The following is a 16,234-nucleotide window of genomic DNA, read 5'->3' as shown; positions in this document are numbered from 1 at the left end:
TGACGCCACGGCGCCGGCTGGCTTGCGTAACTCGCTTATATCTCAACCAGCCAGCCATAACGATCGGGGGCATTCCCCCACTGTATCGCCGTGTAGTTATTATACAAATTCTGCAGCACCGGGCCACAGCCCTCGCGGGGGCCGACTTTGATCACCCGGTCACCACGCACAATTTCATTCACCGGCGTGAGCACCACCGCCGTCCCGCACGCCCCAATCTCAGCGAAAGTCGCGATTTCCTCGAACAACACCGGCCGCACTTCGACGGCCATGCCGAGGTCCTTGGCGACCGTGCGCAGGCCATCATTCGTCACGCTCGGCAACACCGACGTCGACATCGGCGTCACAAAGGCGCCCTTGCCATCAATGGCGATGAAGTTCGACGTGCCGAATTCGTCAATGTACTTGTGCTCGGCGGCATCCAGATAAAGATCAATGGGAAAACCCTTGTCGTGAGCAAGCTTATGGGGCAGAAGGCTCGCACCGTAATTGCCACCGAGTTTGACCGTGCCCGTGCCATGCGGCGCCGCGCGATCATAGTCGTCCATCACCAGCGCCCGCACGGGCTGCAAACCGCCCTTGTAGTAAGCGCCCACGGGAATGACCAGAACGATGAACGCGTACTCGTCAGCCGCATTCACGCCAATGCGCTCGCCCGTGCCAATCAGCAGCGGCCGCACATACAGCGACGCGCCCGTGCCATACGGCGGCACAAAGTCCATGTTGGCCTTCACCACCCGGCGCACAGCGTCCATGAACAAGTCCTCCGGCACTTCCGCCATGCAGCTGCGCCGAGCGCTGCGATTCAGCCGCCGCGCATTCTCCAGCGGCCGGAATGCCCGTGGCACGCCGTCTTTGCCACGAAAAACCTTCAGGCCTTCAAAGGCCGCTTGGCCATAATGCAACGCCGTGGCGCCAATGTGAATATTCAGATAGGGCTCGTTGACCAGCTCGCCCTCATTCCAGCGGCCGTCGCGCCACATATACCGAATGTGACAATGGGTCTCGAGGTAGGAAAAGCCCAGTTTTGACCAATCAAGTTCCATGATGTCTTTTGTCCTCACTGTAAATGGCTGTAATCAAAGCACAAAACTAACTCGCTAATGTAAACGCCAGTACCACCCCCGGCAAGGCAACTACGACAAAAATGCAGCACCGCCGCCGCCCCGGCGGCATCCACCCCGGGACCGGCGGCATCCACCCTGGGACCGGCAGCATTCACCCCGGGACCGGCGGCATCCACCCCGGGACCGGCGGCATCCACCCCGGGACCGGCGGCATCCACCCTGGGACCGGCGGCATCCACCCTGGGACCGGCGGCATCCACCCTGGGACCGGCGGCATCCACCCTGGGACCGGCGGCATCCACCCTAGGACCGGCGGCATCCACCCTGGGACCGGCGGCATCCACCCTAGGAGCACCGCCGTCCCGGCGGTTTTCGGCCCGAAGGGCCGCACCATGCATAACCCCGGGTGAGGCGCCCGGAGGGCGCCGCAACCCGGGGTGTGGCAACAACTAAGAACAGCGCCCGGAGGGCGCCACATTCACTTGACCTGTCGTATCGAGCCTCACCGGAGTAAGGCGTCGCCACGTGCTGATACGGTTGTAAAGCCGGGGTGCGTAGGAAGCCCCGCACATCGCAGTATCAATGGCTGACCGATTACGGACCGTCAAAACATCCTCGCGCGCACGGTTGCAAGTGCCCCGCCAGGATATACACTAAAAAGGCCTTTTTCCTGAGACACTCCTGCGCAGCCCCGAATGACATTATCATGAACATCACCATCGACTGCATTCCCTGCATTCTGAACCACATTGTCCACTCCGTCAAAACGACCGTCACCGACCCCAAGATTCAAGAGCGCTGCACCCGCGACATGCTCGCCGCCGTCGCCGCTCTCGACTGGACCAACACCCCGCCGGACTTTGCCCGCGAACTGCACCGCGTCCTCCGCGGCATCAGCGGCAACAAAGACATTTACGAAGACGAAAAAGACCGCTCGACCGAACTGGCCCACGAGCTTCTCGAACAACTGCAACCCGACATCGCCGCGCAGCCGGATCCCTTCGCCGCCGCCGTTCGCCTGGCTATCGCCGGCAATATCATCGACTACGGTGTCGACGCGCATTTTGACTTGCAGAGCGCCCGCGTCCGCGTCCGCGAAGCCTTCACCCTGCCGATCGACGAGCAGGCCATGGCCTTACTCAAGAGCCGCATGGACCAGGCCAAGTCCATCCTCTACGTCCTCGACAACTGCGGCGAGGCCGTCTTCGACCGTCTGCTGGTGGACCTCTACCGCGACAAGATCACCCTCGGTGTCCGCGGCTACCCCATTCTCAACGACGTCACCCCACGCGAGCTGGCGCCGTCGGGCCTGGGCGGCGTGCCCTACGTGAGCACCGGCGACTCCACTCCGGGCGTGTCCAGCCGCCACAGCAGTGACGAGTTCATGGCCACCATGCGCGCCGCCGATCTGGTCATCACCAAGGGCCAAGGCAATTTCGAAACCCTCAACGAATACGACCGGCCCATATTCTTCCTCTTCCGCGCCAAATGCGCCATCATCGTCAAGTTCCTCGGCAATGTCCCCATGGGCTCCATGCAGGTCGTAGCCGCCAATATCAACTGAGCACGCAGACACAACCGGGCTATGGACAACTCCCCCAACAGCAATGACCAATATGTGCTGCAGCGCGCCACCTTGGCCTGGCTGGCCCTCCACGAAGCGCCCACTGGCGTGGCTGTCAACGTGCCTATCCGCAAAGCACGCACCAAAGTGGACATCGCCGCCATGTGGTGCCCACAGCCCAGCACCGACGTCAGCAAACGCCGCAACGCCATGCGCCTCCCCGCCATGCGCAGCGCCGTCTTCCTCTGCCACACTCGCCGCGAAGACTGCTGGCCCGAATGCTCGCAACGGCAGGATATCGCCAAGGAACGCACGGCCATCCAGGCCATGATCGAAAGCCAGCAGGCCGCCATCCGCACCAAGGAGCCACACCTGCGCGAAGGCAATGTCCTCTTCGCCGAATTCGCCAGCTGGAACTACCAGCGCAGCAGCGACCAGCACTACCACCACCTCTGCGAACGCGTCGCCGCCCTCGACCGCATGCTCTACCAGGGCACACGGATCGAACGCCTCGCCGAAGCCCAGGCCGCCAACCAATTCTACCTCGTCGTCCCCCAGCGCTGCGTCATGCCGCAGGAGCTCCGCGATGGCTGGGGATTGCTGTGGCTGGACAACAAAGGCCGCCTGGACCTCATCAAGGCCGCGCCTAATCACCCCATCGGCCCCGGCGCCGACTACCTCTTCATCCACTACCTGCTCAGCGGCGGCACTCAGCTCGTCAATGAGCTCTTTGACCTCTACAGCAGCAAGAAAAAACCCTACGCCCTCACCCTGATGAAGAAACGCGCGACCAGCCGTCGCCGCTCGCCCAAGCCGTCTTCCGAGGCCACCATCGACAACTACAAGGACTCGCTGCCATGATTCTCGACTCACTCAGCAACGCCCGCTATTACGAACACGCCCACCCACTCTTCGCCAAGGCCTTCAAATTCCTCCTGGAATCCCCCTTGGCCACCCTGGACATCGGCCGCATCGACATCCAGGGCGACGATGTCTTCGCCCTCGTCCAGGAGCCCGATGGCAAGGACATCGTCGGCGCCAAGCTCGAAGCCCATCGCCGCTACATCGACCTGCAGATGATCGTCTCCGGCGATGAAGTCATGGGCTGGGCCCCCCTCAGCGGCCTCGGCCACGACCTCGGCTTCAACGAGGAAAAAGACTGCGGCTTCTGGTCCGATAAGCCCATGGCATTCTTCCCCGTCCGCCCCGGCTGCTTCGCCATCTTCTTCCCCGAAGACGCCCACGCACCTAACTGCGGCAAGGGCAAAAGCCGCAAAATCGTCGTCAAAATTAAGGCCTAGGCTACTACTGACGAGACTCATCATCGGACCGATCAGACCGATCAGACCGATCAGTAATCGGATCAGTCCGATCCGTCCGATCCGTCCGATCCGTCCGCGAAAAAAAAGAAAGACGATCCCGTCCCGGCCATCGTTCCGTCCGCGTCACGTTCACCATCACGAACAGGAGGGTCCCGATGAAGATTCCTGCGCTTTCAGCGCCCGTCCGTGTCGCCGTCATTGGTGCCGGCGGCATCGCCCGCGGCGTGCATCTGCCGTCCTTGGCGGAGATGCCCGATGTGAAGATCGTCGCCATCTGTGACTTGGTCGAGGAGCGGGCGAAGGACCTCGCCGCCAAATACGCGGTCCCCAAGACCTACACGCTCATCCGCGACATGTTTGCGCACGAGACCATCGACGCGGTGTTCTGCCTGGTCGAACCGGCCAGCATGTTCCACGTGGCGACGCTGTCCCTCGAACACGGCTATCACACCTTCATCGAGAAACCGCCGGGCATTACCGCCTACCAGGCTGAATCCCTCGCCCGCCTGGCCGACGCCAAGCAGCGCCACCTCATGGTCGGCTTCAACCGCCGTTTCATACCCGTCGTGCGCAAGACCCGCCAGCTCGTCGCCGAGCAAAGCAAGGTCACCCAGGTCGAAGGCTGCTTCTTCAAATACGGCGATGCCGCCTTCGACAAGGGCAGTCTCTGCTCCTTTGTGTCCGACACCATCCACGCCGTCGATCTCATGCGCTATCTCTCCGGCGGCATCACCGCCAAAAAGGCCGCCATGGTCATCAACCGCTATGACAGCCCGGTCGATAACGCCTGGAACGGCATCTGCGTCTTCGACAACGACGTCACCGGCATCATCAAGGCCAACTACCGCGTCGGCGGCCGCGTCCACCAGTTCCAGATGCACGGCATCGGCGTCAGCGCCTTCATCGACCTCGGCATGGGCGCCGAAATCAACGCCCAGGCGAAGATTCTCTCCCACCAGGGCGCCATCAGCTACTCACTGGCCGCCACTGGCAAGGCCAATGAAACCAGCGTCGTCCTCGACGGCAAAGAACTCGCCGGCAGTGACAAATTTCACCGCTTCTACGGCTATTTCTTCGAAGACCGCCATTTCATCGACTGCGTCATCTCCGGCGACACGCCCGAATGCTCCATCCACGACGCCAAATACAGCATCGCTCTCGTGGAGGACTTCCTGCACAACGCCATTTGAGTCATAACCGCACCCGGAAGAGAGGGACACCTGGCAACGACCAGGCGCTCCCTCGCCATGACGCCACACACCGCACCGCCCTCGTGGAGGACTTCCTGCACAGCGCCATTTGAGTCACCACTGCACCCATACGCGAGGGACACCTGGCAACGACCAGGCGCTCCCTCGCCAAGCCCCCACACACCGCACCGCCCTCGTGGAGGACTTCCTGCACAACGCCATTTGAGTCATTACCGCACTCGGAAGAGAGGGACACATGGCAACGAAAAATCGTCGGGACATCGAAATCACCCTCGTCGGCATGCAGATGCCGTCCCTGGCCGCCAGCAAAAACAGCGGCCACCTGCTCACCGTCAATCTGATCTGGCCGCGCGTGACCATCGCGTTGCGCACAGCCGTCAAGACCATTGATCTCGCCAAAGGTGAATGCAGCGCCGGCCAATGGCCGTGGTGCCGCCGCGTGCTCTTCAAGGAAACCATCGAAGACCGCTTCGGCATTGGCGTGACGGTCTCCGAAGCGCTCAGCGCCCACCGCCTGGCCCAGTTCGCCCGCTTCTTCGCCGGCTCCGCGTTGGACATCGGCGAAGACATCGTCGAGGACGCCCTCCCCGGCGTCGCCGGCGATATCGCCGCCATTCCCCTCGACTACGCGTCAAAAAAGCTCCTCAAAAGCAGCGAACCCGCACTCTGGGCCACCGGCGATTGCGATCTCGACTGCCAGAGCGTCGCCCCGGACAACGAGGTCCAGACCATCACCGTGCCACTCGTCGCCGCCTGCAAACGCGTCAAAACCGTCACCAAACACCAGCATAGCAAGAGCTCGCCACCCGCACACCGCAAACAAATCGTCATCGTCGACAAAGACGCCCCCGACGGCTGCGTCCAACTCGCTATCCGCATCCTGAGCTGATACCGGCCATTGTTCTGCACGATCCGACCGATCAGACTGATCAGACCGATCAGACCGATCCGGCTGATTGATCGGTCCGATCCGTCCGATCCGTCCGATCCGTCCGCGAGAAAGAAGAAAGAAGATCCGACCGATCAGACCGACCAGTAATCCGATCCGACCGCTCAGGCCAATCCGCCCAGCCCAAATTCGGCCCGGAGGGCCGTACCATGCATAACCCCGGGTGAGGCGCCCGGAGGGCGCCGCAACCCGGGGTGTAACAACAATATAGGACTGCGCCCGGAGGGCGCCACATTCACAAAACGAAGATCCAACCGATCATCCGATCCGCCCGATCAGCAATCCGCTCCGCCCGCTCCGTCCGATTGATCGGTCCGATCGGTCCGATCCGTCCGATCCGTCCGCGAAAAGAAGAAAGAAGATCCGACCGCTCAGGCCGATCCGCCCAGCCCAAATTCGGCCCGGAGGGCCGTACCATGCATAACCCCGGGTGAGGCGCCCGGAGGGCGCCGCAACCCGGGGTGTAACAACAATATAGGACTGCGCCCGGAGGGCGCCACATTCACAAAACGAAGATCCAACCGATCATCCGATCATCCGATCAGACCGATCAGACTGATCCGGCTGATTGATCGGTCCGATCGGTCCGATCCGTCCGATCCGTCCGCGAAAAGAAGAAAGAAGATCCGACCGCTCAGGCCAATCCGCCCAGCCCAAATTCGGCCCGGAGGGCCGTACCATGCATAACCCCGGGTGAGGCGCCCGGAGGGCGCCGCAACCCGGGGTGTAACAACAATATAGGACTGCGCCCGGAGGGCGCCACATTCACAAAACGAAGATCCAACCGATCATCCGATCCGCCCGATCAGCAATCCGCTCCGCCCGCTCCGTCCGCTCCGCCCAGCCCAAATTCGGCCCGGAGGGCCGTACCATGCATAACCCCGGATGAGGCGCCCGGAGGGCGCCGCAACCCGGGGTGTAACAACAACATAGGACAGCGCCCGGAGGGCGCCACATTCACCAAACGCCCAAACAACCAACATCACCCAGCGATCAACACCGGGGGCCATCGGCAGGCTAGCCTTTCATTGCCGCGAAGCGGCCGAAGAGGCAATGGAACCCCTTCTCGTTTACCCATTCGCCACCTTCACATACCGCCCCTTGATCAGCCCGCAAGCACGAAAGGCTCTCCCGGCCATGACCACGCCCGCCAGCACCTCGCGTTTCATCAGGGTCCTCCCCGACATCGCGGCCTTCGCGCTGGGCCTGGGCCTGGCCTACGGCCTCAACTGGCAGACGGCCGACCTCGTGTGGAGCCTGTGGCTCGGCAGTCTCGTGCTGGGCTACCTCACCCTGCTGTCGGGCATCGCCGGGCCGGCGCTCATGGGCTTCTACGCAATCAGCCGGCCGGGCGTCACCCGCAAACAACGCGTCGCGGCCGTCCTCGCCGGCGGCGCGGCGGCGCTGTTCTTCCTCGGCTTCTTCTCCCTGCATTTCGGCGGCTTCCATGCCGGCCATTCGGTCTTCCTAAATCTCTTCTTCCCCATCCCGGGCCTGCCCAAGGACGGCTTTGGCGACGCCTTCATGAACCCACCGCTGCTTTTCCTCCTGGCCTGGCGCCACCTCATCAGGCCCTACGGCCTCTTCCTCATTCCCGCCGCCATCGCCGAAAGACAACACGTCTTCATGCCGCTCATCGCCGCCATCAAGGCCCTGCGCAAAACCGCCGCCAGTGACAACGCCGCGGACGCTGACAAGACGACGCCCCCGCACACGCCCAAAAACAAGGGCCATTTCCAGCTGCAAGGCGCCATGGCGCGACCCTACATCAACGTCGTGCGCATGCACATCCTGATCTTCTTCTTCGCCTTCGCCCACGCGCTCAAACTCGACTCATTCCTGGTCTACGCCACCGTCTACACGGTCTATTTCTTCCCCTGGCAGGAACTCAAGACCACCCTGGCCGAAAAAAAAGCCGCCAAAGCCACCCCGCCCACCACACTCGCCACCTGAACACCACCTTCTTACCGGCGGCTTGGCTTGACGCGCAGCGGCAAGACATGCCGCCAACAAAGGGGCGACCGCCAGGTTGCCCCATCTTCTTCGCGCCGCCACAATCTGCGGATAAAAAATCCTGACTGCACCAAACAACCAATCCTAAAAAATAATCTGCGAGAATCTGCGTAATCTGTGGATAAAAAAATCCCCCCGGCGGCGTGACTTGCCGCGCAGCGGCAAGACATGCCGCCATCCCTTCTTCTTCGCGCCTTCGCGCCTTCGCGTGAGAAACAAAAAATCTGCGTCAATCTGCGTAATCTGTGGATAAAAAAATCCCCCCGGCGGCGTGACTTGCCGCGCAGCGGCAAGACATGCCGCCATCCCTTCTTCTTCGCGCCTTCGCGCCTTCGCGTGAGAAATAAAAAATCTGCGTCAATCTGCGTAATCTGTGGATAAAAAAATCCCCCCGGCGGCGTGACTTGCCGCGCAGCGGCAAGACATGCCGCCATCCCTTCTTCTTCGCGCCTTCGCGCCTTCGCGTGAGAAATAAAAAATCTGCGTCAATCTGCGTAATCTGTGGATAAAAAAATCCCCCCGGCGACGTGGCTTGACGCGCAGCGGCAAGACATGCCGCCATCCCTTCTTCTTCGCGCCTTCGCGCCTTCGCGTGAGAAATAAAAAATCTGCGTCAATCTGCGTAATCTGTGGATAAAAAAATCCCCCCGGCTGCGTGACTTGCCGCGCAGCGGCAAGACATGCCGCCATCCCTTCTTCTTCGCGCCTTCGCGCCTTCGCGTGAGAAATAAAAAATCTGCGTCAATCTGCGTAATCTGTGGATAAAAAAATCCCCCCGGCGGCGTGACTTGCCGCGCAGCGGCAAGACATGCCGCCATCCCTTCTTCTTCGCGCCTTCGCGCCTTCGCGTGAGAAATAAAAAATCTGCGTCAATCTGCGTAATCTGTGGATAAAAAAAATTACTTCCCGTCCCACCACGCCTGTAGGTTCCTGACGGTTTCGAGGATATCGCGCTTCTGCTCCTCGCCCTCGCGGATCTCCCGCTCGATGATGAATTCCCCATCGAATCCCAGCTCGCGCAGCCTCGGAATAAGCCGCGGGAAATTGACCATACCCTTCCCGACCTGCACCTCCCGGCCCAGCTCGCGACCGTTAGTCGGCGTCATCCCGTCCTTCACATGCAGATTCCGCACGTACTTACCGAACACCTCCAGCGCATCGCAGGGACTGCCCTTGCCATACATCAGCAGATTGGCCGGGTCCAGATTGATACCGAGATTGCCCGTGCCCACGTCCTCAATCACCCGCAGCAGCACCACCGGCGTCTCCTGGCCAGTCTCAAACCAGAATTCCACCCCGCGCTCCTTGCAGTACGCCGCCACCTCGCCAATCGCGTCAATCACCGGCTGGTACTCCGGATCGGTCATGTTCTCCGGAATGAACCCGCAGTGCGTGATAATAGCCCGCACACCGATCATGCGCGCAAAATCCGCGCCGCGCTTCAGATCAATCACCCGCTGCTTGCGGTACTCGCGCGGCACCAGCCCCAGCGTCGTCGGCCCCTCAGTGAAATTCCACTTCGCGGGTGGACAATACCCAGCCCAGAATGCACAGGGCTCGACGCCGCTCGCCTTGCTCTGCGACACCACCTTCGCCGCCAGTTCCGCGCTCAGATAGGCCGAATTCCAGCTGCTCACTTGGCAGGTCTTCAGTCCCATATCGCGCACGCGGTCAAAAATGCAGTTTTCGCGCTCAGGCCGCAGGCTGTTAATCACACCAATACGCATGACACTTCTCCACAAATGGTTAGCACTTTTTACCAGCAACAAAACAAACTCCGGCAGGTCTTTTTCTGCGTCAGTCTTTCAAGGTAACCCCCTGCCGGCAGACGTCAATGCCCACGCGGGCTATATTAGGCAGAGCGCATCCAATTAAGCCCAGGCGATTTTTGCCTGTCGAGACAACTTTCGCCCGGCTTACTTTTTGCAAGAAAATAAACATGACCGCCGCAAAATAGCGGATATAAGTTCAACCTCCGCCCTCACCTATTGACGCTCAACGTGTTGCGGCAGCCGCGGAGCGGCAGCCGCAACACGTTGAGCCGAAATGGGATAGGTGGGGGAGCGCGAGGGGGCGGAAAGGGGCAATGCCCCTTTCCGCCCCCTCGCAAAACCAACCCTCGCGAAACTACATGAACGACCACACCTACGCAGTCCTCGAATTCGACGGCCTGCTACAACTCATTTCCGACCAAGCGCAGAGCGCCGCCGGCGCCGCCATCATCCGCCGCACCCGCCCGCAGACCGCCCTAACCGAAATCCAACGGCGCCGCGGCCTCTACGCCGACATGATCGCCCTGCGCAATTCGCCGCTGGACATCCCGTCCCTGCGCTGTGAAGACCTCGATGACATTCTCCGCGAGGTCGCCCCGCAGGGCGCCGTCATCGGCGGCGACGAACTCGTCGCCTGCCGTTCCTTGCTCGACAACAGCGCCGACGTCCACGCCTTCGTCAGCCGCAAGGAATGCCTGCCCTACGAGCATCTCCGCCGCAGCGCCGCCGGCATCGACCCCTGCACGCCCCTGCGCGACGCCCTCCACCGCAGTCTCGACCACGACGGCTCGGTCCTCGACGCCGCCAGCGACACCCTCCGCGATCTCCGCCGCCGCGCCATGGCCCTCGAACAGCGCATCCAGCGTCTCCTCGACACCATGGTCAGAAGCAGCGAACAGGCCGACGCCCTCCAGGAAAAGTTCGTCACCACCCGCAATGGCCGCTTTGTCATCCCGGTGAAGCGCGAAGCGCGCAACGCCCTGCCGGGCATTGTCCACGATCTCTCCAACAGCGGCCAGACGCTCTTCGTGGAGCCCAATGCGACCCTGCCCTGGGGCAACGACCTGGTCGCCGCCCGCGCCGCCGAACGCGACGAAGTCCGACGCATTCTCGCCGCCCTCAGCGCGCGCGTCCGCGAGCAACTCAGCGCCATCCAGCTCAACCAGCGCATTCTGGCCGAGCTCGACGCGGCGAACGCCGTCGCGCGCTGGGCCATCCAGAACCACTGCGTGCTGCCGAGCTTCGGCGGCTATCTGCTGCTCAAGGACGCCCGCCACCCGCTCCTCCTGGCGCAATTCCGCAAGGAACAGCGCGAAAGCAGCGTGGTGCCGCTCGACTTCGAGCTCCCCCGCGGCAAAAAAATCCTCGCCATCACCGGCTCGAACACCGGCGGCAAGACCGTCGCTCTCAAGACCATCGGCCTGCTGGTGCTCGCGGCCCAAAGCGGCTTTCCCGTGCCCGCCGGGCCGGACAGTCTTTTCACCGTCTTCGACCAGGTCCTGGCCGATATCGGCGACGAGCAGTCCATTGAGGCCAGTCTGAGCACCTTCAGCGCCCACATCAACAATATCAGCGGCATCCTCAATACCGCCAAGCAGGGCCGCTCGCTGATCCTGCTCGACGAACTCGGCTCCGGCACCGACCCCGTCGAAGGCGGCGCCATCGCCTGCGGCATCCTCGGCGAACTCGCCCGCTGTCAGGCCCTCACCATCGCCACCACCCACCTCGGGCTGGTCAAAAACTTCGTCCACAGTCACGCCGACATGATCAACGGCGCCGTCCGCTTCGATGTCAATACCCTCAAACCCGAATACCGCTTGGACGTCGGCCGACCCGGCGCCAGCCACGCCCTCCTCATTGCCCGCCGTCTCGGTCTGCCCCCGGCCGTCCTCAAAGCCGCCGAAGATATGCTCTCACATGACCACCTGCGTCTCGAAGATGTGCTCTCACGCATGGAGGCCGATCAGCGCAAAATCTCCTCCCACGCCGAAAAAATCAAGGACGCCCAGGAAGACCTCACGCAAAAACGCGATGCCCTCAAAGCCGAACTCGATGACCTCCGCAAGGAACGCAAACGCCTCCTCCACGACGCCCACCAACAGGCCAGCGCGCTCGTTGATAATACCCGCCGCGAAATGGAAAATCTCGTCCGCTCGCTCCGCGAACAGGCCAAACGAGCACAAACCACCACCGCCAAGACGCCACCGCCACCCGATACCGACGCCTTGCGCCAAGCCCTCAGCGACAAGGCCCAGCGCCTCCAACGCGGTCTCCAAATCAGCAGCGAACAGCCCCCCGCCCGACCTCTCCCCAAACGCCAGCTCGCTCCCGGCAAAAAGGTCTGGATCGAAAAACTGCACACCCACGGCGTCATCGAGGGCTTCTTCGACGACGGCGCCAAGGTCGCCCTCGATGTCAATGGCGTCACCTTCACTATGCGGACCGCCGACCTCGAAAGCCCCCGCGAAGCCGACTCACCACCCGCCGCCCCCGTCGTCAAGGTCACCCAGCCACGCGTCAGCGGCAACACCCCCAGCGAAATCAACCTCGTCGGCCAACGCGTCGAAGAGGCCATCGATCAGCTCGAAAACTTCCTCAACCGCTCGCTCATGGCCCGTCTCGACCAAATCCGCGTCGTCCACGGCTTCGGCACCGGCCGCCTCCGCAATGGCATCCACACCTGGCTCCGTACCCAACCCGCCGTCACCGCCTTCCGCCTCGGTAAAGATAACGCCGACCCTGGCGGCGCCGGCTGCACTATCGTCACCCTCAGAAGGTGAAAAGACGGAATTCATCCGAAAAGCATAGTTGGGTTTTGCGAGGGGGAGGAAAGGGCCGATGGCCCTTTCCTCCCCCTCGCGCTCCCCCACCTATCCCGTTTCGGCTCAGCGTCAGCAGCTTTGTGGCAGGCAACAGTCATGGGTGCATTTCCTCGGCGATGATGATATCGCTTTTGCGGTAGAATATCCGCCTTTTAAGATTTTCGAGGTAGTCTGCCCCGAGTGTTTCCCGGAGTGCGGCGACCGTTTCCAGGAATTGTGGCAGCTTATCGCCCTTCTTGGCCAGGTCATAGGTAGCCAATTTGCGCAGGGTGTAATCGGGCAGCGAGCCGTATAGGCGAATATCCTTCAGCAGCGTTTGCAGGAATGCGAGCAGCTCAAATTTGTTTTCCCGCTCACACCTGCTCATCCCATAGATGACGTTATTGCGCGCACGCACCTCAATGGACATGCCACCGCCTGATCCTTGCAGAAACTCCTGCTGGTAGCTGCCGGCGGCGGCATAGGCCTTCCAGAAATTCGGCCCCAGCTCCAGGCGTGGTTCGTCAAATGGGCATTTTAGCATCTTCAAGGCGTCTTCCACTGGCATGGACGTCGTCTTCAGCTCCTTTTCGTCCTCCACGTACAGGCTGAATAAACCCAGTCCCTTGCGTTTGAAAAGGATCAGGGACTCCTTGTCCGCCGCCCGGGCGGTTTTGATGCGCGGCGGTAGATGCTGAACTCGCGCGAACAGCTCCGGGTGCTCACGGCGTACCTGGTCGAGTTCCCGTTTGACGCTGGTCAGAAAACTCTCGTGCTCGCTATCTTCTGGATTCTGCTGCAACTTCTGGTAAAGACTGGACGCGGCCGGCGTTTCGTCAATGTCGAAGATCTGCGCGTCCTCACCGATGGAGTTGTGGATCATAAACATCTTGGCCGCGGCGATTTCCCGGCTTTTGGCGATGTCGGCGCCTTGTTCCGTCGGGAAGAAATTGAAGATAGAGAGCTTCTGGAAGACCTTCTTGCCGATGCGGTTGATGCGGCCCACCCGCTGGATGACGCGCGTAGGATTCCAGGGAATGTCGTAGTTGATTACCAGCCCAGCACGATTCAGGTTATGCCCTTCTGACATCTTGTCCGTCGTCAGCAAGACCTGGCAGGTATTTTCTTGGCGGCCCTTGTAGGCCGCGTCAAAATTCTTTTCGATATCGTCGGCCTGGCCCGCCGACACATTGCCCTGCACAGAAATGCATCTGCCCGGCAATTTGTCCGCCAGGTACTTGGTCAAGTGCCGAATGGTATCAATGTATTCGGAGAAGACAATGACTTTCCGCACGGGCTCGCCGTCTGCAGGCGGCAAATCGTGGTGGACGCCATTGACGACCGTCAGCAACGTACGGGCCAGGCAGGCGGCCTTGGGATCATGTGTGGCCAGGGACAATTTCCCGACCCGCTCAATGAGCATGACAAACAAGTCGATGTCAGAACGGATGTCCGCCAGAAACTGATCCTTCTGGGCAAATTTGTTCACCAGGTAGACTTTGTTGTTTTTGGGCATCACCTGGGTTTCCAGCATGGTCTCGTAGTTGCCCAAGGCTTCGGCAATGACCTCTTCGTCCGCCGAGTAAATGCGTTCCAGCAGCTTGCGATCCAGAATGAACTTGTTGCTCTTCTCGATAAACGTCAGCGCTTTGTTATGCACTGTCAGAAAATTCTCCAGGCTCTGAGCAAAGGCACCGAAGGAGCTCTCAAAGCGGCGGACAAGCAGGCGGCGCATGAAGTCATACAAGTTGGTCTGCAGCATCAATTCGCGGTTGCCTTCCGCATCGAGTTCTTGTGCGGGCTTCTGTTCGTAGGCGAAGGGCCGGTAGATCGCCCCCTTGAACTGGCCGTCCTCGCAGAATATTTCATTGATGACCTGGTCGTAGAAGGCCGACTGCTCCGGGCTCAGCTCGAAGAATTGCTCCACGGGCGGCATCATGTCGGAGAGTTCCTTGACCTCGTCTTTGTAGTCCGGGTCATTGCGCAGGTCAATGCGGTTCCGACGGATGATCACCGGCTCCAGTATGTGCCTGATTTCCTGCGACATCCGCTTTGACCACGTGTGTACCAACCCGAGGTCAAAGTCGCCCTCTGTGTCCGGCATGTTGCCCAGGAATATCTTGCAGAGCTGCATGTAGGCTTTTTGGGCCTTGACGACTTTTGCCGGGTCTTTGCTACGGTGGAATTTCTGGACATCGCTGAGCAGGCGGAACAGCCGGTCATAAGTATCAAAGCGGCTGGCCAGGTGGTTGTCCAGGGTGATCATGGAGCGGTTGGGGACGATGAACAGCTTCAGCAACGAGAAGATATCAGCCGGGCGGTTGTTGAACGGCGTCGCCGTGAGCAGGATGACCAGCCGCCCGCGACAGATGTTGCTCAGAGTCTCGTAATCCTGGGTGTCCTGATTCTTGAAGCGATGTGCTTCATCGACAATCACCACCTCGCAGTCGCCGTCGGTATTGACGTATTCCAGCGCCGCATCCAGCTTGCCGCAGGAGAAGATCTCAAAGCCATCGAGGTGGAATTCCTTTTTGTAGTCCCGCCAGCCGCCCTTGGCCTTGCCGGCTTCGCCGATCAGCCCGGGCGGCGCAATGATGATGCCGCGCTTGCCGAGGCCGCGCGCCAGCAGGCTGGCAATCACGCTCTTGCCCAGACCGACGACGTCCGCCAGCAACACGCCGTGGTATTCCCGGATGATGGTCAGCGCCTGTCGCACGGCATCCATCTGATAGCGGTAACGGCGATAGCCCGCGCGCTCCAGCAGCGCCCACAGGCGCTCCGGGGCATTGACCTGGGTCTGCAAATCGAGGTAGCTCTGCAGGGCCAGAATATACGCCTCAAATGGCGTCACCGCCGCCAGCATGGACTCGTTGGCAAAGATGTCCAGTATCGCCTGCTTGGTCGGCGGGTCTTCAGTCAGCGTCACCGAGTTGCGCCAAAGCTCCTCAAAGACTTCGTTGACGTCCTCGCCGCCCTCGTCGCTGATACGGATGTCGATGTCGCTCTCCGTTGTCAGCCCGGGCATCGTGAAGTTGCTGCTGCCAGTCACCCAGGAGTACTGCTTGAGAAGGCCGTCATCGCCGCTCAAATCAAACAAAAACAGCTTTTCGCGGTTTTCTCCACGGGTTTTGCGGATCACCAGGCGATCGGCCTGCAGCATTTCAATGAAATAGCCCAGGCGGCTATGGAAACTCTCCTTGTCAAACTCCGGCGCATTGGCCATTTTGCGCAAACTGGCCAGATAACGCCCGCGTAGCTCATTGTCGGAGTAGCTCAGCTCATTGCCAAAGTCGTCCTGCTCGGTCAAGATGCACTCGACCACCCGGTCCATCACCATCTCTATCTCGGTACCAACCAATATCCGCAACCTGACCTGGGGACTGGCCGTCAAGGCCTGATACAAGGCCCTGATCCCCGAAAAATAGAAAAAGCCTACCAAGACCTTGATCTCGGAACTCTGACTGCAGAGCTCTAAGAGCTGATCACGCAATAACTTGCCGTGCTTGTGAGTAATCAATAAGGACATGGCGGGGAC

The 16,234-nt window shown here is 60.9% G+C and carries 12 protein-coding genes; 7 read left to right on the top strand and 5 right to left on the bottom strand.

Features of this window, described 5'->3' with window-relative positions; genetic code table 11:
- Positions 1-35: 35 nt before the first annotated feature.
- Positions 36-1,049, bottom strand: coding sequence for a branched-chain amino acid aminotransferase (locus tag J3R75_RS12410; protein WP_370882398.1), 1,014 nt, complete (start codon positions 1,047-1,049; stop codon positions 36-38).
- A gap of 724 nt (positions 1,050-1,773) precedes the next feature.
- Here J3R75_RS12410 and J3R75_RS12405 point away from each other — a divergent pair.
- The 6 genes from J3R75_RS12405 to J3R75_RS12380 all read left to right on the top strand — a co-directional run bounded on the left by J3R75_RS12405 (position 1,774) and on the right by J3R75_RS12380 (position 8,066).
- Complete coding sequence (locus tag J3R75_RS12405; protein WP_307261974.1) at positions 1,774-2,631, top strand: damage-control phosphatase ARMT1 family protein; 858 nt, start codon at positions 1,774-1,776, stop codon at positions 2,629-2,631.
- Between the two features lie 21 nt (positions 2,632-2,652).
- Complete coding sequence (locus tag J3R75_RS12400) at positions 2,653-3,492, top strand: hypothetical protein (RefSeq protein ID WP_307261972.1); 840 nt, start codon at positions 2,653-2,655, stop codon at positions 3,490-3,492.
- Positions 3,489-3,932, top strand: a complete 444-nt coding sequence (locus tag J3R75_RS12395; protein WP_307261971.1) for a NanQ anomerase/TabA/YiaL family protein — start codon at positions 3,489-3,491, stop codon at positions 3,930-3,932. The genes J3R75_RS12400 and J3R75_RS12395 overlap by 4 nt, the downstream gene beginning before the upstream one ends.
- A gap of 176 nt (positions 3,933-4,108) precedes the next feature.
- Positions 4,109-5,143, top strand: a complete 1,035-nt coding sequence (locus J3R75_RS12390; RefSeq protein ID WP_307261969.1) for a Gfo/Idh/MocA family protein — start codon at positions 4,109-4,111, stop codon at positions 5,141-5,143.
- 256 nt (positions 5,144-5,399) lie between these two features.
- Positions 5,400-6,053 (top strand): hypothetical protein, encoded by a 654-nt coding sequence (locus tag J3R75_RS12385; RefSeq protein WP_307261966.1) that lies wholly within the window; start codon positions 5,400-5,402, stop codon positions 6,051-6,053.
- A gap of 1,197 nt (positions 6,054-7,250) precedes the next feature.
- The gene (locus J3R75_RS12380; protein ID WP_307261965.1) at positions 7,251-8,066 is read left to right on the top strand and encodes a DUF6498-containing protein; all 816 of its coding nucleotides are present in this window, start codon (positions 7,251-7,253) and stop codon (positions 8,064-8,066) included.
- Positions 8,067-8,077: 11 nt separating this feature from the next.
- Here the strand turns inward: J3R75_RS12380 and J3R75_RS12375 are convergent, their stop codons facing one another.
- The 3 genes from J3R75_RS12375 to J3R75_RS12365 form a co-directional block, all read right to left on the bottom strand.
- Positions 8,078-8,560 carry a hypothetical protein gene (locus tag J3R75_RS12375; RefSeq protein ID WP_307261963.1) on the bottom strand — a complete coding sequence of 161 codons (483 nt, stop codon included), beginning with the start codon at positions 8,558-8,560 and terminating at the stop codon, positions 8,078-8,080.
- 51 nt (positions 8,561-8,611) lie between these two features.
- A complete protein-coding gene (locus J3R75_RS12370) occupies positions 8,612-8,944 on the bottom strand; it encodes a hypothetical protein (protein WP_307261962.1) in 333 nt (110 codons plus the stop codon).
- Positions 8,945-9,025: 81 nt separating this feature from the next.
- Entirely contained in the window at positions 9,026-9,853 is an 828-nt protein-coding gene (locus J3R75_RS12365) for a sugar phosphate isomerase/epimerase family protein (RefSeq protein ID WP_307261961.1), read from the bottom strand.
- Positions 9,854-10,257: 404 nt separating this feature from the next.
- On the opposite strand from J3R75_RS12365, the gene J3R75_RS12360 reads away from it, so the two are divergent.
- Positions 10,258-12,678 (top strand): endonuclease MutS2, encoded by a 2,421-nt coding sequence (locus J3R75_RS12360; protein ID WP_307261960.1) that lies wholly within the window; start codon positions 10,258-10,260, stop codon positions 12,676-12,678.
- A gap of 136 nt (positions 12,679-12,814) precedes the next feature.
- On the opposite strand, the gene J3R75_RS12355 is transcribed toward J3R75_RS12360, so the two are convergent.
- The gene (locus J3R75_RS12355) at positions 12,815-16,225 is read right to left on the bottom strand and encodes a helicase-related protein (RefSeq protein WP_307261958.1); all 3,411 of its coding nucleotides are present in this window, start codon (positions 16,223-16,225) and stop codon (positions 12,815-12,817) included.
- Positions 16,226-16,234 lie beyond the last annotated feature (9 nt).

The sequence above is a fragment of the Oligosphaera ethanolica genome, assembly GCF_030814695.1.
GTDB lineage: Bacteria > Verrucomicrobiota > Lentisphaeria > Oligosphaerales > Oligosphaeraceae > Oligosphaera > Oligosphaera ethanolica.
Note: the sequence above shows the minus strand (reverse complement) of the source record. Positions and strands in the feature narration are given on the sequence as shown.